Below are 22,214 nucleotides of genomic sequence, written 5' to 3'. Positions count from 1 at the left end.
GCGCCGCGCCTCCGCTTCTCACGCTTGAGCGGCGCTGCGGAAGGCGGGTTTGCGGTGGTTGATGAGTGGTGCAGGTACCGTGCCAACGGCCGAGGGTGCCGGGTTGACCTTCGGGTTGGCTGAAGGGTGAGGATCGTCGGCATGGTGGATGGGTTGCTGACGATCAGCGGGTTTGCGCGGCGGGTGGGGCTTACACCGAGCGCGCTGCGGTTCTACGACGACTGTGAGTTGCTTCGGCCGGCCGTGGTGGACGAGGGCAACGGGTACCGGTACTACGCGCCCGACCAGGAACCGCGCGCTCGGCTGCTTCGGGATCTGCGGGAGATCGACCTGCCGCTGGCCGAGGTTCGGCAGGTGCTCGACGGGGGACCGGTGGAGGCGGCGGCCGTCGTTCGGGCTCATCTGCGCACGGTCGAGGGCAAGGCGGACGCGGCTCGGCGGGCGGCGTCGCGGATCCTCGGATCGCTGGTGCCGTCGGAGCGCAGTGTGGTGCTCGGTGGGCCGGAGCTCGCCAGTGCGATTCGTCAGGTGGCGCCGTCGGCCGCGAGTACGGACGAGATCCCGGCGCTTGCCTGCGTGCAGCTCGAGCTCGGCGAGGACGAGGTCACTCTGGTCGCCACGGATCGCTACCGCCTGGCGGTCCGCAAACTGCACCCCCACGAGTTCACCGGCACACCCGGCGCGATCTTGGTCCGCGCGGACGAGCTGACCGGCCTGGCCCGCTGGGTCGCGGCCGCCGCAGAGATCCGAATCGAAACCGGCCCGACCGGTGCCACCCTCATCCGGATGGACGGAACTGCGCGACTCGCCGGCGCGGAGGAAGCGGCGGCGGGGCTGGGTGGGGGTGAGGTTCGGGAGCTGGGGGTTAGGCGGGAGGAGTTTCCGGCCTATCAGGGGATTTTGCAGGGGTTGGCTCCGCCTACTTGCCGGGTGGTTGTCGATCGGCTCCGGCTTCGCGAGTTGCTGGGGGACGGGGTTGTTGCGTTGGGCATCGATTCGGGGAGGGTGGAGGTTGAGGGGCGGGGGCGGGTGGAGGCGATCGGATCGGGGGAGGCGGTCCGGATCGGGTTCGCGGCGGCCTTGCTGGCGGCTGCGTTGGAGGCGAGTGTGGGGCCGGATGTGTTGCTGGAGGTTTGTGCGGAGGACCGGCCGGTGGTGGTTCGGTCCGCCGATCAGGGGACGTTCACCACCCTGGTGATGCCGACTCGGCTGTGAACCGCGCCTACTACCGCTGGCTGGCGGGCGCCTCACTTTCGGCCTTCGGGGATGCGGCCGTGTTCTTCGCGCTCGGCTGGGCCGCGAGCGGGATCGGACCGCAGGTCGCGGGCTTCGTGCTGACCGCGTTCACCCTGCCCCGCGCGATCTTCCTGCTCGCCGGCGGAGTCGTCGGCGACCGCCTCGGCCCGCGCCGCGTGCTCCTGACCGGGTACTCCGCCTGGCGGCGACCGATCCCGTACTACGTCCGCTGTTGCTGGTAGTCGCGGTAGTCGCGGGGTTCGTGCTTCCGGTGATGTCGCTCGGCCTGCCTCTGCTCGCCCGTTCGCACGGCTGGTCCGCTTCATCCGTCGGCCTCGTAATCGGCTGCACCGCCGCTTCCAGCCTGCTCGTCACCCTCGCTGCCGCCCGCTTCGGCACGTTCGCCCGCCCGGCTCTCGCCGCCGTCGGCTGCTTCGTCGCCGCGCTCGGCATCACCGCACTCGCCTTCGCGCCGTCAGTCGCCCTCGCCGCAGCCGCCGCATTCCTCCAGGGCATCGGCGTCGCCCTGTTCACCTCTCACCTCAACCCCCTCTTCGTCGCCGCCACCCCGCCGACCCAGCTGACCCGTCTCCAGTCCGTCCTCGCCCTTTCCCAAACCATCCCGCTCCTGATCACCACCCCACTCCTCTCCACTCTCGCCACCCACTCCATCCCGCTGGCCCTCACAACCGCCGCCGCAACAACCGCCGCCGCAGGTCTCCTCCTAGGCAGTCAACCAAGCGGTCTTGGAAATTAGGCGGCGGAGAGTAACAGATCGTTGCCTGATCAGTTAATTGAGGCGGGTGGTCGGTGGAGTGACATCCCACCTCGCTATGGTCTTTGCGGGTCGGCCCCGCCCTGGGCCTGACATTTCGTGTAACGGGAGCCCCTCAATGCGTTTCGCCCGCGTCGCCCTCGGTCTCTTACTCGCACTGGTGGGCCTGCTGGTCGCCCTCGCCGGTGCGGTCGCCGCGTTCTGGCTGGTCGGGCCGGACAATACGGTCGACACCGGTGAGCAGCAGCTGGGTAGTAAAGGACTGGCTGTCGTCACCGCACCGGATCTGATCGACCGGCACGGCCCGACGCTGCACGTGACCGTGACCGGCAACCCGAAGCCTGTGTTCGTCGGGGTCGGCCAGGAGCTCGACGTGACCAGCTACCTCGGCACGTCGGCGTACACGCAGGTCGTGCGACTCAGCCTGCCGCCGAAGTTCGACACGCAGGAGATGAAGGGCGGCGCCGCGGCGCTGAGCAAGCCGGCCGGTCTCGATTGGTGGGCAGCGAAGGCGAGCGGTTCGGGTGAGCAGTCCGTGGCCTGGCCGATGGCGGACGGCCGGTACTCCGTCGTGGTGATGAACGCGGACGGTAGGCCGGGGACAGATGCGCGGGTGACCCTCGGGGTCGAGTTGCCCGGGTTGTTCGTGACGTTCCTGCTCGTGTTAGGGGCTGGTCTTGTCCTGCTGATTGTGGGGTTGCTGTTGATGTTCATGCGCCGGCGCCGTCCGGAGACCCCCGAGCAGATGGGTCCGCCCGTTCCGCAGTACCAGCCGATGGCGTTCGCCCAGCAGCAGAGTGCGTCCACCCAGCCGACGACGTCCACCCCGCCCCCGGCGTACACCCCGCCGTCCACCGGGTCGACCCCGCAGCCGGGGTACACCCCGCCGCCGAATGGACCCACCCCGCCGACCGGGTCCACGCCGCCCCCCGGGTACAACACGCCGCCGCCCGGATACACCCCGCCGCCGCAGTACCCGAAGGGGCCGGTTCGCCGTACCAAGGTGATCGCCGGTGGGATCGGCTTGTTGCTGGTGGCAACTGGTTGCGCGAGTGTTCCGGCCAAGAACGTCAAGACCGCGGCGGCTAGCCGGCCGGCGGTGGCCGTGGCCGACGGGCAGGCCGTGGTGAAGCGGTACAACGAGGTCAACAACAAGGCGAACCAGGCCCGCGACGCGAAGCTGTCCGAGACGGTCGAGGGTGAGCCGACGCTCGCGCAGACCCGGGCCGGGTTCAAGATCAGCCTCAAGGTGGACGTGGCCGGCAAGGACAAGATCAAGCCGTTCACGTACACCAAGCCGAAGATCGGTGCGCCGCAGTTCAGCGCGTACCCGATGCGGTTCGTGATGAGCTCGACCGTCTCCGGCCAGCCCGACAACCAGGCACTTGCGGTCTGGGAGCGCGCGACCGCCGGTTCCCCGTGGGTGCTCACGAACTGCGTCTACCCGGCCGCGACGATGAAGGTGCCCGCGGTGGACGGTCTGCGGGTGCCCACGAAGGCTGACCTGAACAAACTCGCCAGCCTGCCGCAGTCGGCCGCCACGAATCTCGCGGCCTACTTGTCCGGCGGTACGCGTTCACCGAAGGCGAGCATCTTCGCCCCGTCGCCGGGCACGGTCGGGTTGCTGACCAACCGCGCGAAGGAGAAGATCGCCGACGCCAAGGAGTCCTACATCTCCACCGTCACCGACACGTTCATGGCATCCGGTGACCCGCTCACCTTCATCACGTCGTCGGGTGAGGCGCTCGTCTTCCTCTCGGTTGCCGAGCAGTACATGCAACGGATCGAGCCCGGCTCCAACGCCTACTGGGCCCGTGGTTCCGCGACCGCGTTCAGCAGCGGCGTCCGCTACACCCAGACCCTCAACCTCGACTACCTCCACCAGGTGGCCCTCGTCATCCCCGCCAAGGGCAAAGGCAAACTCCGCATCCTCTCCATCGACGGCCAACTAGTAGGCGCCGGCGGCAGCTGAACCAACCTGGTTCAGCGGAGGGTGGCGGTGAGGGTCTGGCCGTGGCGGTGGTGGGTGGGGAAGGTCAGGCGGGTGCCCTGGTAGGTGTGGGTCAGGTGGATGCCGGGGTCTGCGGTTTGGAGGCGGAGCCAGCGGGCGGGGAGCAGGATGGTGATGGTTCCGCGCGTCATCGTGGGGTCGGAGACGGCGACGGTCAGGGTGCCTCGGGTTTGTTGGGTGAGGACTGAGGCGGGGCCGTCGACGTGAAGGCCCGGGAGGTGGTGAGGCCCCGGGGTGAAGGTGTTGGCGGCGGTGAGGTTCAGGTGGGTGTGGTGGATGGCCTGGGCGCCGGTGGTGTTGGTATGGACGTGGACCGCGCGGTAGGTGTGGAGCTGGGTGGGGGTCGCGTGGGGGATGAGGGCGTAGGCGTGTGAGGTGGATGCGCCCGCGGGTTGCGCGAGGGTGAGGGTGAAGACGTTGCGGGTGACGGCGGTGTCGGCGTTGGCGGTGCGGACCAGTCGGCGGCTGCGGGTGACTGTGGCGAGGTCGACCGTCGGCTGGGCGGGCTGGAGGAAGTAGTAGCCGAGGGACGTGTCGTTCCTGGTGTAGCGAAGCCAGCGCAGATCGCCCGTGCCGGACCACTTGCGGCCGTTGCGCAGTACCCCGTCGAGGGTGACCGTGTCCGTCGGCAGAGCAGGACGCGCGTCGATCGTGGTGGTGACGGGACGGGTTGCGTCACCGACCCCCGCGGACAGTACGACGATCTCGTCGTCCAGCAGGAACCACGACTTGGTCGCCGACGCGTTCTGGTACGTCACGAAGTCGTCGGGGAGGTCGGCCCGGGACGCGTACGCGAAGTCGTCCGACTGGGTCCACCCGGCCGCGCCGTACGGGCCGAGGGTTGCGCCGCCGGAGTACTGGTTGGTGCCACGCGGGAAATAGACGTACGTGTTCTGCGACTCCGACGACGACGTGAAGTTCAGCGGATGGGCCGGGTTGTCGTAGAACGCCTTGCCGTAGAGCTGCGGGATCGTCCTGCGCTCCTCGACGGGTGCGGTGACGCCGGCCAGCCCGTACGGCGAGACGGTGGTGAAGTAGTCGACGCCGAACGACTGGGTCTGGTCCTGACCCGACAGGTAGAGGTAGTACGCGCCGTCGCCCTGGAACCACGGCATCAGGTTCTCGCCGCTCATGTACTCGTACTTGCTGATCCGGTTCGAGTTCCGGGCCAGCGCGAACGCGTGCCCGGGCCGCCGGTGCACAGTCTTGTCCATCGCGTTGAAGGCGATACTGCTCGCGGCCGGATTCAGATCGGCGGGCTGCACGGACGAGTCGGCGACGATGTCGGCGAACCGGGCCACGCTGACCGGGGAGACGAAGCTCGCCGGGTTGAGCGTCGGGCGCGCGGTGAACTTCACGTACGACTTCAGCCGGCTCGCGTCCGCGGTCGTCGCGTAGTCCGACAGGTCGACGATCGCCTCGACCACGACCGCCACGTCGTCGTACCCGGTGGCGACCCGGGAGACCGCGCGCCCCTTGACGATCTCCATCATCCAGCCCTCGAAGATCAGCGGTGCGAACCCGGTTTCGACCCAGCCCTGGACCACCTTGACCAGGTCGTCGCCGGTCGCGTACTCCGTGCCGTCGAGGATCTTGACCGTCTGCACGACGCGGCTGAGCAGGGCCTTGCCGTACGAACCGGTGTACGCGACCGAGCTGTGCTGGATGAACGACCCGTCGGCGTAGTGCCCGTCGGTGACGCCGTGCTGGAGGTCGTACGGATCGATCGTGGCGAAGACCGTGAACTGGTCTTGCAACGCCTTCCGGATCCGCGCATCGTCGCCGAGCAGGGCGCCCTGGACGACCCGGTTGGTGGTGATGTCGGCGAGGTTGGCGCCGGTGTGGAACCGGGAGTCGAGGTTCACGTCACCGTTGATGCCATTGCGCAGGTAGCCGTCCATCGAGGCGACGTACGTCGTGATCAGGTCGGCCGGCGCGTCGAGCAGGGCGAGGGTCTTGCCGGCGAAACCGGAGATGCCGATCTCCCAGGTGAACCAGTTGCCGTAGTACCCCTTCGACTGGTCGCCGTAGTAGTTCGTGTGCAACCACTGCAGCTTGTCGAGCACCTTCGCCCGGACCGCGGCGTTGCCCTGCAGATCGGACGCCGGACCCGGTCGCTTCACGGCGAGCGCGATCTCGTACAGGTGCTGGTACGACGCGCTGAGGTTGGGGTCGCTGGTACCGAGCGGGAGGCCGGCGAACACCTCGTTGGCCGCGGCCCGGTCGATCGCGGCGAGCCAGGTCCTGGCGGTCTGGTCCATCGCGGCGAGCTTTGCGGCGACCTCGGGCCTGGTGTTGGCCTCCGCGGTACCGGCGAAGATGCCGACCAGATTGGTCTGCAGCTGCGCCGTCTCCGCGGCGGACCGCGCGGCGGCTTCGGCGGGGGTGGCGGCCGCGGCGGCGGGCTTGACGGCCGTCAACAGGGTGGCGGCGGGGACGAAAGACAGCAGGCGGCGGCGACTGAACTCCACAACAACTCCCGGGCGGAAGGGAAAAACCTCACCGCCCGAGTCAACCAGCCGAAACTATCCCACGGCAACCGCTTACCCCCGGTCAGTTCCGAGGCAGTCGGCCCGCCGCTCCCGGTGGGGAGGCGGCGGGCGCTGTGTTTCTAGCTGAGGATGCCGTGCTTGCGGTTCCAGCGCTTGGCGCCGTGGTACGCGTGGATCATCCCCCAGATCCAGACGACCGGTACCAGCACGAAGCCGATCAGGATCGTCAGCGAGATCCAGGCGATCACGTCGCAGACGAAGATGATGATGCCCATCAGGACGTTGCCGTTGAGCAGCGAGCCCAGTCCGGGGATGAAGAACGAGGCGACCAGGGCCAGCCCGGGGTTCTTCGGCGCCACGGCCATCCCGCCGTTGGGCTGCACGTATCCGCCGGCCTGCTGCACCGGGTACGGCGGCTGCGGGTGCTGCGCGTACTGCTGGTGGGGCGGGTACTGCTGGTACGGCTGCGGCGGGTACCCCTCGGCCGGCGGCTGGTGCGGAACGGGCGCGTTCGACGGCGGCACCATCGGGGGTTGTGTCATCCAGTACTCCAGCAGTCGTTCGTGATCCGGGCGGTATGTGGCTGCGAGCCCATAGCGTAGACGCTGATCAAGCAATCGCTTGCCTCGGGCATGTACTTCGAGACGGCCGGCGCTACCCGGATCCGGGGAAGTCAAACCCGGTGATCAGTCGATGTTCGAATAGGTGTCGCGCGCCGGCGTCGTACCAGCGGTTTGCGATCGGTTGGCGGCGCAAAGTGAAAAGGCGTCTTCCGGAATTGGGAAGACGCCTTCTGGCTGGTCAGACCAATGTTCTGACATCGGAGCGGGTGACGGGAATCGAACCCGCACTGTCAGCTTGGGAAGCTGATGTTCTGCCATTGAACTACACCCGCGAAACGACAACGCGATGGATCATACCCGGTCGCAGAACAGGTTTGCACCCGGGGTTGGTGGGCAGTTTTCGACAAAGGCGCGCCAAAGACTGGGCAGAGCCGACGTTCTCTGGCAGATTAGAACGCGTTGCCGGGGGCAACATTCGACGCAACGTGAGGATGCGGTCCTTGCCAGGACCGGACAAGATGGTTGCGGGGCAACTGAATCGAAGGGGTGAACAGGTGGCAACTGACACAAACGACGCGCTGGACAACCTGGAACGGGAGCTCGTCACGATGGCGCGCCGGCTGCGTGGTCTGCAGCGGACGCTGTCCGATGAGGCGCACCCGGACCTGGAGCCGGCGCAGTACGCATTGCTGAATCATGTCGAGGAGCTGGCGCCGGTCCGGATGGCCGACCTGGTTGCGGCACTCGAGGTGGACAAGGGTCCGGTCAGCCGGGCCTGCGCGCGACTGGAGGAGGAAGGCCTGCTGAAGCGGGCGGCGGACAAGTCGGATGCCAGGGCCACACTGCTGACTCTGACCGCCAGCGGCAAGCGCAAGCTGGCCGCGGCGCGGAAGAAGCGGCACAAGGTCATCGAGACCCTGCTGAAGGACTGGTCGCCGGCTCAGGTGAAGACCTTCGCCAGCCAGGTCTCGAAGTTCAACAAGCTGTCCGACTGAAGGCAGTTGCCGACGGCCCGTAGGTATTCCGCGTTCCGGACAGCTGAGGGGTCCGGAGGACGGAGTGGGCGGAGGAGCAGCACGCTGCGGTAAGTTGCGTTCGTGCTGCTCTCCGACCGTGACATCCTGGCCGAGCTCGAGGCGAAGCGGGTCCAGCTGGACCCGTTCGACGAGGCGATGGTGCAGCCGTCGAGTGTCGACGTGCGGCTGGACCGGTTCTTCCGGGTCTTCGAGAACCACAGGTACCCGCACATCGATCCGGCCGAGGAACAGCCGGACCTGACCCGGATGGTCGAACCGGACGGCGATGAGCCGTTCATCCTGCACCCGGGCGAGTTCGTGCTCGGGTCGACGTACGAGCTCGTCACGCTGCCCGACGACGTGGCGGCGCGGCTTGAGGGCAAGTCGTCGCTGGGCCGCCTCGGGCTGCTCACCCACTCCACCGCGGGCTTCATCGACCCCGGGTTCTCCGGGCACGTCACGCTTGAGCTGTCGAACGTCGCGACGCTGCCGATCAAGCTCTGGCCGGGGATGAAGATCGGCCAGCTCTGCTTCTTCCGGCTGTCCTCCCCGGCCGAACACCCCTACGGCTCGGGCAAGTACGGCTCCCGCTACCAGGGCCAACGCGGTCCGACCCCATCCCGCTCCTACAAGAACTTCCACCGAACAGACATCTGACGAACCATCCCAAGCGCGACGAAGGCTCCGGTCGGGTCGACCGGAGCCTTCGTCGTGTTCGAGTTGATCGCCGCGCGGGGGACGGATCAGGCGGTGGCCTTCAGGACGATCATCAGGCTGTCGATGCTGTAGTTGCTGCCGCCCGGTTCCTGCGGGTAGACGCCGCCGTACGGCGATACGTCGATCGGCGACCGCGGTTTGCCGTTGTAGAGCGACATGTCCGAACCGTTGGCGCTCCCCGGGTCGGCGCCGTCCGACGGCGTGCCAGCCTCGGTCGGCGTCGAGCCCTCGGTCGGCGTCGAGCCATCGGTCGGGGTCGAGCCGGGTGTGGTGCTGTCCGACGAGGTCGGCGTGGCGGTCGGGATGTCCTGGCCGGTCTTGGCGTCCATCAGGACCGGCTGCGCTTCGGTCTGGGCATACACGACACCGTGGAAGGCCGTGGTGATCGTGGGGATGATCCGGCTGGCCGACTTGTCGGTGTAGCCCCAGGTCTTCTTGCCGGTGGCGTCGTCGAAGCCGAGGATCTCGACGTCCTTGTTGTTCTGGTTGCCGACGCAGACGGTGGCGCCCGCGCGGTCGGACCAGCACTTGAACGAGGCATCGTTCTCGTTCGAGACCTGCGACTTGGTCTGGACGACGGCGCCGGTGGCGATGTCGACCGAGAAGAGCAGGTTGTCGTAGGTGCCGTCATACGAGCCGGGCGGGGCCTTCACATACTTGTGTCCGGCCAGGTAACCGTGCTTGGGTCCGGCGGCCTCGACGTTCAGGTAGTCCAGACCGGTCGGCGTCTGCTTGGTGACCTTGCCGCTGGCCGCCTCGACCTGGACGATCGTGCCGTTGGCCGCGCCCTCCCGGTTGTCGCCCTTCGCGCCGACGATCGTGCCGTCCAGCACGCCGGCCGGGTTGACGAACGGCACCAGGCTGGTCTTCTTCGTCGCCGGGTCGGCGTAGACGGTGAAGACCTCGCCGGCCTTCTTCCGGGCCGCGTCGCCGAGGGCACCGATCCCGATGGCGAGCTGTCCGGTCTCGGCGTCATACGCCTGGTTGACCACCCGCGAGCCGCCTTCGCCAGGACCGAGCGTTGCGCTCAGGTCGGCAACGACGTCGGCGAGCAACTTGCCCTCGACCGGGTCAATCCACTGGAAGACGACCTGGCCCTTCGGCTTCTGGGTGCCGTTGCCCTCGTCACTCTGGACGTAGGCCATGGCGACGACCTCTTTGCCATCCAGCTTGACTGCCATCGGCGTGGTCGTGCCGAGGGTCTTGACGGTCTCCGCCGACCGCGCCGGGACGGTCCAGGTTTCGCCTTGGCCGGCGACGTTCCGGCCGGTGAGGCCGTCGTTGCTGGTGGTCAGCGCGGTCGGGCCGACGATGCCGACGTCCTTGGTCTGGCTGCCCGGCTTGGCGGACCGCATCACCGGGAAGGCCGCGGCCGCGGTGAAGGCCTTGGGCGGGTCGAAGGATTGCAGCTGTGGTGCCGACGGAGTCGATGACGGGGCAGTTGACTGGCCGCCGCCTCCGTCAGTGCCGGAGTCGGACTTGTTGTCGTCGCCGCCGCAGCCGGCCAGTAGTACGACGACAGCGGCGGTGACGGCTGTGGTTGCGGCCATCGGACGCAGCATCGTTGCTCTCCCCAAGAGTTGACCGAGAATGATCGCTCGAACGCTAGCAGCGTCACCAGGTCTTCGGACTCACCAGTCCCAGGCGTTGCAACAAGCTGCATAGTGACTGGGATGTCAAGTGGACGGTCATGGCCGCCACCTCAGCGGACGACCGAGAGACCGGTACGCCGGTGCCGCGGCTGGGCCTCGATCCGGGCCTCGATCCGGGCGTCGAGTCGGGGCTCGAGCCGGTCGGCCAGCCGGCGCAGTGCCCCGGCCAGCTCGCGCCGGGGGCTGCTCACCTCGCCTGCCAAGCCGGTGTTCTGCCGGGTGGCCCGGTCCGCCTTGCGGGTGGCCCGGTCCGCCTTGCGGAGGGCATGGGCTTCGGCCGCGCGCAGCCGGTCGTCGAGCCGGTAGCGCGCGATCTCCTGGTGTTCTGTGATCATCGTCCTGCTCCCTTCAGGTTGGTCCCCGTGCTGTTTTTGGCAGTGCTTCGCGCAGGTCCCGCCGAACCGTTGCCGGCGAAACCTTCCTGCGCGCGGTGCGTGGTGTCAGACCTTGGCGACGGTGATGTCGCCGGACACGGTGCGGGCCCGCAGCCTCAGCGTGCGTTCGCCGTCGGCCGGCCGCTGGGACGGCTCCAGGTCGCATTCGATGTGGCCGGTGACCGTCTTCAGGTCGAGATACGTCGGCACCCCGTCCGGTACGCCGATGTGCACGTCACCGCGGGCCGTCTCGGTCCGGAGGCTCGGGCCGTCGGCCAGCTCGACCCGGACGTCACCCGACCCGGACGTGGCGACCGAGTGGTCGCGGATCCGCTCGACGGTGATGTCGCCGGAGCCGACCTTGATCGTGGTCGGGCCGGTCACGTCGCCGACCCGGACGTCACCGGAACCGGTGGACAACCCCAGGGCGGCGGCCGCCGAGGCGATGTCGATGGAACCCGAACCGGTGGTCGCGCTGAGTGCCTTGGCCGCGTGCTCGACCCGGATGTCACCGCTGCCGGTGGTCGCGCCGAGGATGCCCTCGACCGCGGTCAGCGAGATGTCACCGGAACCGGTCGCCAGCCGGGACTCGCCCAACGGCATCCGCGAGCTGATATCGCCCGAACCGGTCTTGATCCGGACGTCCAGCGTGGCCGGGGTCGCGATCCGGACGGTGATGTCCGGGCCGCGCCGGCTGGTCCTCGGACCGTCGACGATCAGCTCGCCGTCGCTCACCTTGAAGACGATCTCCTCGGCGCCACTACCGTCCACCTCCAGGGTGGCCGTGGTCTGCGGGCCGTCGGACGGGACGATCTCGACCAGGCCGGAACCGATCTCGATCCGGAGCCGGTCGATGTCGTCGACCAGCTCGTTGCTGACGAAGTCGCGGCTCATTCGACCCACCCCGTCATCCGCTGGCCGCGCTCGCCGCGCTCGCCGCGCTCGCCCCGTCCGCGCTCGCCACGTCCGCGCTCGCCCCGGCGGTGGTCTCGGCCACGACCACGGCCGCGGTCACGGTCCCGGTCGCCGAAGACGCCCTCGGGTCCGAAGGGTCCATCGGGACCGAACACGCCGTCCGGACCGAACACACCCTCAGGACCGAGCGGTCCGTCCGGGCCGAGCGGTCCGTCGGGTCCGAACATCCCACCTCGCGGCGCACGCGGTGGCCGGGGCGGGCGCGGGCCACGGCGGCCGCGATCGGCCAGCGCGGTCATCACGGTGCGCATCAGCCACGCGTTCGAGGAGATGCCCTCGGCGGCGGCGGCCTCGTCGACCTTGTTCTTCACCGACATCGGCAGCCGCAGCGTGATCCGCGCGGTCGGCTCGTCGGCGTCCGGCGCGAGGTCGTCCGCGGCCGGTTCGTCTGCTTCGTCTTCCAGGTCGTCGTCCGGACCGGTCAGCTGGCTCGGGGCCGGCGTCACCACGAACTCGGGACGGCCACCGGCCATCCGGAGCTCGACCGAACCGGGGGACAGCTCGCGGCTGATCTCCCCGGCGGCGTCGGACAGGGCTGCGATGAGGGCCAGGCGGCCGGCGTCATCCAGCGTGGCTCCGAGGCGTTCGGCCACGGAGCGGGTTTGGTCGTCGGCCAGCGCCGTGGCGTTCTGCACGCTGCGGCGGACCGACTCGAGGTATTGGTCAAGTTCCATGGCAGCAATCATGACGTCATCGTGACGTCAATGTCAACCCAGCTGATGTCACCATGTCGCCGACCTGATGTCACGGGCAGAATGAGGGGCAGTCGAGGAGAGGTGGAGCAGCGTGTCCAGAGGTGTACTCGTGACCGGCGCGTCCCGAGGTGTCGGTGCCGCGGTGGCGAAGGTGTTCGCGGCCGGCGGGGACCGGGTGGTGCTGCACTGCCGCGGCGCCGTCGACAAGGCCGAGGCCGTACTACGCACCCTCCCGGGCGACGGGCATGCAGTGGTCGCCGCCGATCTCGGTGAGGCGGCCGAAATCCCTGCCCTGGTTGAGGAATCGGTCACCGCGATCGGCCGGATCGACGTCCTGGTGAACAACGCCGCACTGTTCGTCGACGAACCCGTTTCCGGGTCCCGGCGGATCGGTCACCCGCTGGCCGAGACGTCGTACGAGGACTGGGTGGCCGCGTGGCGGCGGACACTGGCGGTCAACCTGGAAGGGGCGGCACACCTGACCTGGTGCGTCGCGCGGCAAATGATCGACACCGAGCCCGCCGACGGGGTCCGCCGGGGTGCGATCGTCAACGTCGGGTCGCGCGGGGCGTTCCGCGGCGAGCCCGACGTACCGGCGTACGGTGCCTCGAAGGCCGGGCTGCATGCCCTCGGGCAGTCGCTCGCAGTCTCGTTGGCGCCACATGACATCACCGTGACGTCAATCGCGCCCGGGTTCATCGCCACGGACATGACGCAGGAGTGGCTGGCCGGGCCGGACGGCGATTCGATCCGCGCTCAGAGCCCGTTCAACCGCGCCGCCACCGCGGAGGAGGTCGCCGCAGCCATCCACTGGCTCGCGTCCGGCCCGGCCGGCTGGTCCTCCGGCGCCGTCCTCGACTTCAACGGCGCCTCCTACCTGCACTGACCCGGCGCTTGCGTCCGAAGAACTGCGGCCTGTAGCGCTCGGTTCTTCGGACGCAAGGGGGAGCGTCAGCTGTCGTAGACCTCGAGTTCGACGATGCGGGAGTAGGTGTTGCCGTTGCCGGCCAGGGCGAGGATGCGGACCGCGTCGGCCTGGGTCGGGGTGAAGGTCGAGGTGACGTGACCGGCGGTGTTGCCGCGGACGGAGGCCACGGTCGTCCACGCACCGCCGCCGGACCGGACCTGGACGTCCCAGTCGCGCAGCCCGTTCGCGGCGGCCGGGTACCGGATCGAGTCGAGTGTGTAGAGCTCCACCCGGTCGATTGTGGTCGGCTCGGCGAGCGCGACGTCGTACGTGTCGGGGAAGACCGCTCGGGTGCCGTCGTTCCAACCGGTCAGGGTGTCCCAGTGCTCCGAGTCGTTGTCGCCGTCGACCGCACCGCAGAGTGCGAAGTTGCCGTGTGTCGAGGATGCGGTCGCCTGTTCGCCGAGCGCGACGTTGCTGCCGGGCCCCTTGGGTGGCAGGGGATTCACCTGCACGGGCACGGTCACCTTGGTCCGGTCCACCTCGAGGTCGATGCTGTACTGGCCGGAGTGGGTGTCGCGGGGTACCCGTACTTCGACCGGTGCGCTCACCGGCTGATCCGGTTCCACCGCGGGCAGCCAGGACGAGAACAGTTCGCGCGACAGCTGTAACGGACCGGTCGGGCTCAGCGTCAGGTCGGCGTACAGGGACTCGGTGCCGGTGTTGGTCATCGTGAGCGTGAGGTTGCCGGGGAAGCAGGGCAGGCCGACGACGCTCAGCTGCTGCGGATTGGTGGACACCTGGACCGGTGACGGCCGGCCGCTGACCGAGTAGCCGGCGGACGAAACGGCAACGGTGGCAACGGCCGTGCCGATGAGGACGAGGGCGGAGCGGTTCATCGGTCTCTCCTCAGAGGGTTAGGTCGTGGCTGGTGATCCCGCGCCGTAGCGAGCAGGTGCTCGGTGCGGCGCGGGATCACCAGCCACGACCCGGATGCCCGGGCGCCCGTCCTCGACGAGGAGTTTGGCGCGAGTGCTGACGGTGCCGTTCGGGACGGTGACCCGGTCGACCACGCGGTAGTCGGAGATCCACTGCCGCGGGGTGATCGTGCAGCTGACGTAGCCGCGCTGGAAGTTGCCGTACTTGATGTGCGGGTTCTCCCGCAGCAGGGTGAGGCCGCCCGGGTCGAGGTCCATCCCGTCCAGCCCGGAGCTGATCGAGGTCCCGACGAACTCGCTGCCGACGGTCGGCGAGTCCGGATTCGCGAAGTCCAGCTTGAGGTCGGAGGCGACGCTGCGGTGCAGGTCGCCGCCGATCGACACCAGGTTGCGGATCTTGCGCTGGTGGGCGCCGCCGAGGACGCGGTCGCGGGAGGCGGCGTACCCGTCCCAGGTGTCCATCGGGACGAGGAGTTCCGGGCCGTCCTTCACGTCCAGCCGGGCCAGCGCGTTCTGCTGGGCGAGCACGTTCCAGCGGGCCTGGGACGCGGTCCAGCCGTCGAGGAGCCAGCGTTCCTGCTCGTCGCCGGTGAGGGTCCGGGTGGGGTCGAGGACATCCGGCCCGGGGAACTTCGAACCGTCGCCGTAAGCCTGGTCGGAGCGGTACTGCCGGGTGTCGAGCACGCTGAACTCCGCGAGCCGGCCGTACCGGATCCGCCGGTAGAGCTGCATGTCCGGGCCGTTCGGCAACTGCGCGAGCCGCAGCGGCATGTGTTCCCAGTACGCCCGGAACGCGTTCGCGCGGCGGACCAGGAACTGCGCGGGCGGTGCACTCGGATGCGCCTCGTCGGCCCAGTTGTCGACCACCTCGTGATCGTCCACCGTGACCACCCAGGGCGCCGACGCGTGCGCGGCCTGCAGATCGGGGTCCATCTTGTACGACGCGTAGCGGTTGCGGTACTCGTCCAACGTGACGGTCTGCCGGGTCACGTAGTCCTCGTTCGAGTGCGGCCGGACGCCACGGTCGATCCCGAACTCGTAGATGTAGTCGCCGAGGAAGAACACCACGTCGTGCTCGCGCCGGGCCATGTCCGCGTACGCCGTGTACCAGCCCTCCCACCACGCCTGGCAGGAAGCGAACGCCATCGACATCACCGGCACACTCTGGTCGTACGCCGGGGCGGTGCGCGTCCTTCCAACCGGGCTGACCTGGTTGCCGACGCGGAACCGGTACCAGTAGTGCCGCCAGGGCCGCAGTCCTTGGACGTCGACGTGGACCGAGTGGCTCGACTCCGGCCGGGCCTGCGTGGTCCCGTGCCGGACGACGCGGTGGAACTGCTCGTCCTCGGCCAGTTGCCATTGCACCTCGACCGGCCGGCGGTCCATCCCACCGAACGGCGCGAGCGGTTCGGGCGCGAGCCGGGTCCAGATCACCACCGCGTCGGGCAGCGGATCACCGGAGGCGACGCCGAGCGTGAACGGATCGCGGCGGTCCACGCCGCCGGTCGCACCGGCCTTGGCGAAGTCCAGGTCGGGGAGGTTGCCGGCCAGGGCCAGCGCGGCCGCCGCCCCGGTCACGGTCACGAAGTTTCGTCGAGTACTACCAACACGCACGCTCATCGGCACCAGCCCACCCGATCATCCGCAGGTGATCACTTCCGCAACAGGTAACCTTCTACCTGACTAACAGCAGATTACGAGAAGTTCTCACGCCACGGTGTGATCTGACCGGATCCGGCCTCAACGGGTGACGATCTTCGAGGCGGGCGGGGCCTTGATGATGACCGGCTTGTTGTAGTCGGCCATGGTCATCACCATGTTCACGCCGGCCAGGTTGAAGGTCATCCGGCGGACGAGCTTGGCGGAGTCCATCCAGACGTTGAACTTCAGCGTCTTCGGAACGCCGTCGGGGACCGGCTTGCCTTGGGCTCGCAGAACGGCGGCGGTGTCGACGGTGAGTTCGTAGCGATCCAGCTTCTGTCCGCCGATGGTCTCCGACCGGACGAACTTGAGTCCCCGCAGCGACTTCCCGAACGCCTTGAACGTCTTGGTCGGGTCGCCGTTGCCGGCCAGCGCGCCGACCTCGGCGGCGGACGCGTCGACCTTGACGAACTTGCCGGCCGGGGTGCTGCCGGGCATCGACAAGTAGGCGAATCCGTCGACGACGATGATCTTCGCCTTGCTGCCCTGGAAGGCCTCGCCGGTCATCTCCATCGACAAGGCCAGTGGTTCGGCCTGCTGGAAGCCGGTGATCGTCATCAACAGCCGGCCGTTGACGGTCATCTTGGCAACCGTCCGCCAGGTCCGCTGCTTGCCGAGCGCGGCGTTCATCGCCGGGACGAAGGTGGCCTTCGTCAGTTTGGCGGCGGCGGGCGCGGCCGCCTTCTGCGGTGCGGCCTTGGTCTGTACCGGCGTGGACGGCAGGTGACCGCTGGACTGTTCCGCCGGTTCGCTTCCGCAGGCGACGAGCCCCAGAGCGAGCGGCAGGGCGACCAGTACGGCGGCCGCCCGGGTGCGAAGCCTCACGATATTTCCCCTCCAGATTGAGCTGAGCCGTCGGATCCTACGGCTCAGCTCAGGTCACCGGGAAGGGTCGTTGCCACAACCTGCAGAACTTTAACGTCCACCTTCGCCGCGTTTGACCGAGGTGAGGAGGAGCTGGGCGACGTCGGCGACCTCGACGGATTCGCGCGCCGTTCCGTCCGCCTGCTTGGCGGTCAGGCCGTCCGACAGCATCACCCGGCAGAACGGGCAGCCGGTGGCGATCTTGTCGGCACCGGTCTCGACCGCCTCGGTGGTGCGGTTGAGGTTGATCCGGCTGCCGACCTTCTCCTCCATCCACATCCGCGCACCGCCCGCGCCGCAGCAGAACGACTTGGTCTGGTTCCGCGGCATCTCGGCGAACTCGGCGCCGGGGATGATGTCGAGCAGCTCCCGCGGAGCGTCGTACACCTGGTTGTGCCGGCCCAGGTAGCACGGGTCGTGGTACGTGATCTTCTGGCCGTTGAGCGAGCTGTCGGCGGGGGCGACCGGGGTCAGTTTGCCCTCGCGGACGAGCCGGTTCAGTAGCTGCGTGTGGTGGATGACGTCGAGCTCGACGCCGAGCTGGGAGTACTCGTTCTTCAGCGTGTTGAAGCAGTGCGCGCAGGTGGAGACGACCTTCTTCGCGCCGGTCTCCTTGAACACCTCGGCGTTCTGCATCGCCAGCTGCTGGAAGACGAACTCGTTGCCGGCCCGCCGCGCCGGATCGCCCGTGCAGGTCTCGCCGTCACCGAGTACCGCGAACGAGACACCCGCGATGTTCAGCAACTCCGCCACCGCCTGCGTGGTCTTCTTCGCGCGATCCTCGAAGGCACCCGCGCAACCGACCCAGAACAGGTACTCGACCTCGGCCAGCGTCTCCACGTCCGTGCCGACCTGCTTGACCTCGAACGGCAGATCCTTGGCCCAGTCCATCCTCCCCGACGGGTTCATGTTCCACGGATTGCCCTTGTTCTCCAGGCCCTTGAACAACCCGTTGAGCTCGGACGGGAACGACGACTCGATCAGCACCTGGTAGCGGCGCATGTCCATGATCGCGTCCACGTGCTCGATGTCGACCGGGCACTGCTGCACGCACGCGCCACACGACGTACAAGCCCACAAGGCCTCTTCGTCGATCACCGCGACATCGGCCGGCCCGACCAGCGGCTTGTCCTGCTCGGCCAGCACCAGCTCCGGCAGCGACTTGCGATCGTCGTCCGACGAGGCCAGCAGGTACGGCGCCTTGGCATACGCGTGCTCGCGCAGGTTCATCACCACCAGCTTCGGCGACAACGGCTTCTCGGTGTTCCACGCCGGGCACTGCGACTGGCAACGGCCGCACTCGGTACACGTGGTGAAGTCGAGCAGCCCCTTCCAGGTGAAGTCCTCGAGCTTGCCCACTCCCAGCGCGGCGTCCTCGTCGAGCTCCTCGATGTTCTCGAAGTCGATCGGCTCGCCCTTGACCATGATCGGCTGCAACGCGCCGAGCGCCGTACCGCCGTCGGCCTCGCGCTTGAACCAGATGTTCGGCCAGGCGGTGAACCGGTGCCAGGCCACACCCATCGTCGCGTTCAGCGAGATGGTGATCATCCAGGCGAACGAGATCAGGATCTTGATCATCGCGACCAGGTAGATCGTGTTCTCCAGCGCGTGCTCGGACAGTCCGCCGAACAGCCCCTCGCCGACGAAGTAGGTCAGCGGGAAGTGGAACTTCGACCCGTCGATGAGCACGTATTCCAGGCCGCGCAGCAACACGATGCAGGCCAGTACGCCGAGGATCGTGTACTCGACGTAGTACGCCTGCCAGGCGCGCGATCCGTAGAACCGGCTGTACCGTCCTTCGGAACCGCTCGGCAGGTGCCGCAGCCGGATCACGATCAGCGCGGCGATCGCGAGCAGCCCGGTCCAGGCGAGGAACTCACTCACCCACTCGAACACGAACCAGTGCCCGATCAGCGGCAACGCGAAGTGCGCGTCGAACAACTGCCCGAACGCGGTCACCAGGCTGAGGAACAGCCCGATGAACCCGAACGCGACGAACCAGTGCACCACGCCGATGTGGCTCCACTGCAGCATCCGGGTGTGCAGCAGCGTCTCCTTGGCCAGCGTGGCCGTCCGCTGCCCCGGGTTGTCCGTCCGGCTCACCGGCTGCCCCAGTTTGACCACGGACACCATGTGCCCGATCGTCCGGCCGAACAGCGCGATGCCGACGGCCGCGATCGTGAGCGAGACGACGATGGCGAGGATCTGCATACCAGCGATGTTATTGGTTGGTTACTCGGCAGTCATGTCGCTGAGGCCCTCATCACGCCCGCGTGTTCTGTCTCACTCCACCCCGTACTGCGAAAGGACCGGCCGACGGGTGTCGGCCGGTCCCTCCTGACGCGGGGGTGTTACTTGGTGCCGAAGACCTGGATCTCCGTCATGTCGGTGAAGGTGCAGCCGCCGAACGCGCCCGCCGGGCAGTTGGTGGCGAAGTCCGGCACCTGCGGGCTGAGCATCCAGAACCGCACGTACTGCACTCCGGCCGCGTTGCCGCTCGGGGCCAGTTCGGTGTACTTGCCCCGGTTGGCCGCCGTGAAGGTGCCCTCCTGAGCGGTGGCCCAGGTGGTGCCGTCGGCCGACGTCTCGATCCGGTACTGACCGGTCGATGACGAGCCCGGGTCGCCGCAGGTGTTCGACGGGTCGACCGAGAAGCTGGTCACCTTGACCGCCTCGGGCAACTTGATGTCGATGTGCTTCGGGACCATCACGTTGGTCGGCGTACCGGCGTCGTCACCGGTGGTGCTGCCCCAGCCGGTGCCCTGGCTCAGGTCGATCGCGTAGTCCGGGCCGCACTGCGGGCTGAAGTCCGGGCCGTTGAAGCCGGCGACGGTACCGCCACCGGAGGCCGCCGCCCAGTTGCGCCGCGGCGCGAAGTTCGCCGTGGTGCCGCCGGCCTTGACCTGCAGCGGGGCGCCCAGCAGTTCGTAGCCGGGGCCGGAGACGACGAACTTGCCGTAGGTGCCCGGCAGCACGTTGTCGATCGTGTACTTGCCGTCGGCACCGGTCACGGCGGAGTAGTCGCCCGCGTAACCGGAGGCGTGACCGCCGACGAAGACCAGCGCGCCGGCCACCGGAGTACCGGAGTCCTTGTCGGTGACGGTGCCGGTGATGCTGGTGGTGGCACCGGTCGGGGGCTTGTGGAAGTCCTCGATCGGGTGCGAGTCGCCGCCGTCCAGGACACCGGCGAACCAGCCCATGCCACGGTTGGCGAAGACGGTCCAGATGATGTCGGCGTTCTTGCCGCCGCTGGCGACCAGGTCGGCCTGCACGATCGCGTTGCGCATGTCGAGCATGGTCGGGTCGGCCGTCGACAGCTCCATCGCGCGGGTGATCAGGCTCAGCGCGTACGACCGGCCGAACCGCTCCCGCAGGTCCCACAGGGCCTGCGCCCAGACCTCACCGGACGAGTGCACCTCGGGCGCGCCGCCGATGGTCGGGAAGTCGCCGTAGGTGTAGCCGCCCTGCGTCCCGTCGAGACCGACGCAGGTCTCCGCCTTGGACTTGACCCGGCAGTCCATCGCCTGGGTGCGGAACAGCTGACCGTGGCTGACGTACTTGCCCTCGAGGACCTCGCCCGGCGCGGTGGTGTCCTTCTCCAGGCCGTGCGCGACCAGGTAGTCCATCGCGTAGAAGTCGCTCCACGCCTCGCCCATCGAGCCGGCCTGGATGCTGTTCAGCGTCGAGTTGCCGGTCGCGTCGACGACCAGCCGGTTCGACAGGCCGTGGGTGTACTCGTGGTACAGGATGCTCGCGTCGTTCGACGAGCTGCTCGGTACGAACGGGTCCTGTTCGTCGGAGGCGCCCGGCGCGTGGAACAGGTACATCTGCATGGTCGGCGAGGTGCCGTCCGGCGGAGTGGACATGTTCGCGTTGTTGACATGGTTGGCGTCCGGCCCGCCGTTCTCGCCGGTGGCCGCGCCGTCCAGCGCGTTCAGCAGCACCGGGTCGCCGCCGGCGGTCTCGAAGTTGCCGGCCTCGGAGGTGAAGCTGATCGGCGGCTTGGCCAGCCAGTCGTGGAAGTTGCTGGCCAGGTAGAACCCGTTGGTCACGTCCTGGTTCATGTTCGTCTTCCAGGAGTCCGGCTTGGCCGGGTCCCAGCTGCAGACGAACGCGGCCGAGCAGAACGACGAACTCTGGAACGACGTCAGCTTGTACTCCGAACCGGTGGCGGTGCCCGGGACCTTGACGGTCTCGTTGCCGTTCGGCTGGTTGTCGTCGTTGACGTCCGCCCAGGCCGCGACCGAGGTGCCCTCGAGCAGCGTCTTGGCCTTCTTCGGCAGCCACTTGTTGTAGATCAGGTTCTCGGTCCGCTGGGTGCCGCCCTTGGCCGCGCCCGGGTAGTTGTCCTGGACCAGTGCGTCGCCGTTGCCCTCGCTGACCAGGTCGCGGCGGTACAGCAGGCCGCCGGTCTGGGCGTCGATGACGTGGCTGTAGATCAGCGAGCCGCCCGCGTTGGTGTACGTCATCCAGGCCTTGCGCAGCCCGCTCGCGGTGTGGAACCAGACCTGCTTGGCGCTGTCGCCGTTGGCCCACTTGGTGGTCATGCCGGACGTCTTCGCGGTCGCGGTCCTCGCCTTGCCGCCGATGTCCTCGGCGGCGGCCGAGCGGGCGCCGGCCGCGCTCAGCGCCGCCTTCGCGGACCGCGCCTTCGCCTGCGAGACCAGGCCGGCGACCGGGGCGCCCTGCAGCGAGATCAGCTGGCCCTTCTTGGTCACGTTGGCCTTCAGGCCGTTGCCGAAGACCTCGATCCCGTCCACCACCTGAACCCAGGAGATGTGATGGGTGCCGAGTTCGTCGACGTAGTCCTTGCGCAGTTTCAGGGTGCCGAGGTCGGACTCCGACAGCTTGAATACGTCCGGGTTCGCCTTGACGTAGCCGAGCGCGATCTGGGTCGCCTTCTTGGCGCTGGGGCCGGTGAGGAAGCCGTTGAGCTTGGTCACCTGGGCCGGCGTACCGGTGTTCGCGTCGAGGTCGACGACACCCTGGCTGCCCAGCGAGTCGCGGAACTTCTCCGCGCCGGCCGACTTGGCGACCACCTTCGCGGCCCGGGCGTAGGTCGCGCGGGCGCTCGGCGTACGGGCGTCGTAGTTGCCCTTGCGCTCCTTCGCGGCGATCGACGATCCACCGGCCTCGCCGGCGGCCGTCGGGGCGGGGTCGGCACTGGTGGATGCCGACGCGCCTCCTCCGGCCGCGACGGCCAGCATGGCGGTGGCAGACACGGCAGAGACTGCCAGCAGCCCCCGTCCTTTGCCTGAAACTTTCACAGCAACGCTCCATGGAGTTGTGTGCGCGGAT

At 68.4% G+C, this 22,214-nt stretch carries 17 protein-coding genes and 1 tRNA gene; 6 read left to right on the top strand and 12 right to left on the bottom strand.

All coding sequences use genetic code 11. The features are described from left to right. The first annotated feature begins 141 nt into the window (after positions 1 to 141). The 3 genes from EV643_RS01875 (at position 142) to EV643_RS01860 (ending at position 3,983) form a co-directional block, all read left to right on the top strand. Positions 142 to 1,215 carry a DNA polymerase III subunit beta family protein gene (locus EV643_RS01875; protein WP_133798162.1) on the top strand — a complete coding sequence of 358 codons (1,074 nt, stop codon included), beginning with the start codon at positions 142 to 144 and terminating at the stop codon, positions 1,213 to 1,215. A gap of 16 nt (positions 1,216 to 1,231) precedes the next feature. Further along, positions 1,232 to 1,993, top strand: a complete 762-nt coding sequence (locus EV643_RS01865) for an MFS transporter (protein ID WP_370452212.1) — start codon at positions 1,232 to 1,234, stop codon at positions 1,991 to 1,993. Between the two features lie 136 nt (positions 1,994 to 2,129). Then, positions 2,130 to 3,983, top strand: coding sequence for a DUF8094 domain-containing protein (locus EV643_RS01860; RefSeq protein WP_133798159.1), 1,854 nt, complete (start codon positions 2,130 to 2,132; stop codon positions 3,981 to 3,983). Between the two features lie 11 nt (positions 3,984 to 3,994). Here EV643_RS01860 and EV643_RS01855 read toward each other — a convergent pair whose 3' ends face one another. The 3 genes from EV643_RS01855 to EV643_RS01845 form a co-directional block, all read right to left on the bottom strand. Then, entirely contained in the window at positions 3,995 to 6,493 is a 2,499-nt protein-coding gene (locus EV643_RS01855) for a polysaccharide lyase family 8 super-sandwich domain-containing protein (RefSeq protein ID WP_133798158.1), read from the bottom strand. A gap of 140 nt (positions 6,494 to 6,633) precedes the next feature. Then, on the bottom strand, positions 6,634 to 7,056 hold the full coding sequence (locus EV643_RS01850) for a hypothetical protein (RefSeq protein WP_133798157.1): 423 nt from the start codon (positions 7,054 to 7,056) through the stop codon (positions 6,634 to 6,636). A gap of 282 nt (positions 7,057 to 7,338) precedes the next feature. Next, a tRNA-Gly gene (locus EV643_RS01845) sits at positions 7,339 to 7,409 on the bottom strand. A 222-nt stretch (positions 7,410 to 7,631) separates the two neighbouring features. Between EV643_RS01845 and EV643_RS01840 the strand changes: the two genes are divergently transcribed. Further along, positions 7,632 to 8,072 carry a MarR family winged helix-turn-helix transcriptional regulator gene (locus tag EV643_RS01840; protein WP_166665278.1) on the top strand — a complete coding sequence of 147 codons (441 nt, stop codon included), beginning with the start codon at positions 7,632 to 7,634 and terminating at the stop codon, positions 8,070 to 8,072. A 102-nt stretch (positions 8,073 to 8,174) separates the two neighbouring features. After that, positions 8,175 to 8,750 (top strand): dCTP deaminase, encoded by a 576-nt coding sequence (gene dcd, locus EV643_RS01835; RefSeq protein ID WP_133798155.1) that lies wholly within the window; start codon positions 8,175 to 8,177, stop codon positions 8,748 to 8,750. Positions 8,751 to 8,836: 86 nt separating this feature from the next. On the opposite strand, the gene EV643_RS01830 is transcribed toward dcd, so the two are convergent. The 4 genes from EV643_RS01830 to EV643_RS44630 all read right to left on the bottom strand — a co-directional run bounded on the left by EV643_RS01830 (position 8,837) and on the right by EV643_RS44630 (position 12,485). Further along, the gene (locus EV643_RS01830; RefSeq protein ID WP_133798154.1) at positions 8,837 to 10,372 is read right to left on the bottom strand and encodes a hypothetical protein; all 1,536 of its coding nucleotides are present in this window, start codon (positions 10,370 to 10,372) and stop codon (positions 8,837 to 8,839) included. A 140-nt stretch (positions 10,373 to 10,512) separates the two neighbouring features. Then, positions 10,513 to 10,797 carry a hypothetical protein gene (locus EV643_RS01825; RefSeq protein WP_133798153.1) on the bottom strand — a complete coding sequence of 95 codons (285 nt, stop codon included), beginning with the start codon at positions 10,795 to 10,797 and terminating at the stop codon, positions 10,513 to 10,515. Between the two features lie 105 nt (positions 10,798 to 10,902). Next, the gene (locus EV643_RS01820; RefSeq protein WP_133798152.1) at positions 10,903 to 11,730 is read right to left on the bottom strand and encodes a DUF4097 family beta strand repeat-containing protein; all 828 of its coding nucleotides are present in this window, start codon (positions 11,728 to 11,730) and stop codon (positions 10,903 to 10,905) included. Then, positions 11,727 to 12,485 (bottom strand): hypothetical protein, encoded by a 759-nt coding sequence (locus EV643_RS44630; protein ID WP_202869346.1) that lies wholly within the window; start codon positions 12,483 to 12,485, stop codon positions 11,727 to 11,729. Before EV643_RS44630 ends, EV643_RS01820 begins: the two co-directional genes overlap by 4 nt. A gap of 112 nt (positions 12,486 to 12,597) precedes the next feature. Here EV643_RS44630 and EV643_RS01810 point away from each other — a divergent pair, with 112 nt between their 5' ends. Further along, on the top strand, positions 12,598 to 13,392 hold the full coding sequence (locus tag EV643_RS01810; RefSeq protein WP_133798151.1) for an SDR family NAD(P)-dependent oxidoreductase: 795 nt from the start codon (positions 12,598 to 12,600) through the stop codon (positions 13,390 to 13,392). Between the two features lie 65 nt (positions 13,393 to 13,457). On the opposite strand, the gene EV643_RS01805 is transcribed toward EV643_RS01810, so the two are convergent. The 5 genes from EV643_RS01805 to EV643_RS01785 form a co-directional block, all read right to left on the bottom strand. After that, positions 13,458 to 14,312: a galactose-binding domain-containing protein gene (locus EV643_RS01805; protein ID WP_133798150.1), complete on the bottom strand. Its 855-nt coding sequence runs from the start codon at positions 14,310 to 14,312 to the stop codon at positions 13,458 to 13,460. Positions 14,313 to 14,330: 18 nt separating this feature from the next. Beyond that, positions 14,331 to 15,971 (bottom strand): alkaline phosphatase D family protein, encoded by a 1,641-nt coding sequence (locus tag EV643_RS01800; protein ID WP_133798149.1) that lies wholly within the window; start codon positions 15,969 to 15,971, stop codon positions 14,331 to 14,333. A gap of 120 nt (positions 15,972 to 16,091) precedes the next feature. Beyond that, positions 16,092 to 16,877, bottom strand: coding sequence for an SCO4651 family lipoprotein (locus EV643_RS01795; RefSeq protein ID WP_133798148.1), 786 nt, complete (start codon positions 16,875 to 16,877; stop codon positions 16,092 to 16,094). A gap of 90 nt (positions 16,878 to 16,967) precedes the next feature. Then, a complete protein-coding gene (locus EV643_RS01790) occupies positions 16,968 to 19,127 on the bottom strand; it encodes a (Fe-S)-binding protein (protein ID WP_133798147.1) in 2,160 nt (719 codons plus the stop codon). 140 nt (positions 19,128 to 19,267) lie between these two features. Then, positions 19,268 to 22,138, bottom strand: a complete 2,871-nt coding sequence (locus EV643_RS01785) for a M36 family metallopeptidase (protein ID WP_238165285.1) — start codon at positions 22,136 to 22,138, stop codon at positions 19,268 to 19,270. Positions 22,139 to 22,214: the final 76 nt, after the last annotated feature.

It is taken from the genome of Kribbella caucasensis, assembly GCF_004361855.1.
GTDB classification, from domain to species: Bacteria; Actinomycetota; Actinomycetes; order Propionibacteriales; family Kribbellaceae; genus Kribbella; species Kribbella caucasensis.
This window is presented reverse-complemented; position numbering and strand designations above follow the sequence as displayed.

Excerpts from the sequence above, each read along its gene's own strand:
- EV643_RS01875 (WP_133798162.1), top strand. The coding sequence starts at position 142 with ATGGTGGATGGGTTGCTGACGATCAGCGGGTTTGCGCGGCGGGTGGGG.
- EV643_RS01860 (WP_133798159.1), top strand. The coding sequence starts at position 2,130 with ATGCGTTTCGCCCGCGTCGCCCTCGGTCTCTTACTCGCACTGGTGGGC.
- EV643_RS01850 (WP_133798157.1), bottom strand. The coding sequence starts at position 7,056 with ATGACACAACCCCCGATGGTGCCGCCGTCGAACGCGCCCGTTCCGCAC.
- EV643_RS01830 (WP_133798154.1), bottom strand. The coding sequence starts at position 10,372 with ATGCTGCGTCCGATGGCCGCAACCACAGCCGTCACCGCCGCTGTCGTC.
- EV643_RS01825 (WP_133798153.1), bottom strand. The coding sequence starts at position 10,797 with ATGATCACAGAACACCAGGAGATCGCGCGCTACCGGCTCGACGACCGG.
- EV643_RS01820 (WP_133798152.1), bottom strand. The coding sequence starts at position 11,730 with ATGAGCCGCGACTTCGTCAGCAACGAGCTGGTCGACGACATCGACCGG.
- EV643_RS44630 (WP_202869346.1), bottom strand. The coding sequence starts at position 12,485 with ATGGAACTTGACCAATACCTCGAGTCGGTCCGCCGCAGCGTGCAGAAC.
- EV643_RS01805 (WP_133798150.1), bottom strand. The coding sequence starts at position 14,312 with ATGAACCGCTCCGCCCTCGTCCTCATCGGCACGGCCGTTGCCACCGTT.
- EV643_RS01800 (WP_133798149.1), bottom strand. The coding sequence starts at position 15,971 with ATGAGCGTGCGTGTTGGTAGTACTCGACGAAACTTCGTGACCGTGACC.
- EV643_RS01790 (WP_133798147.1), bottom strand. The coding sequence starts at position 19,127 with ATGCAGATCCTCGCCATCGTCGTCTCGCTCACGATCGCGGCCGTCGGC.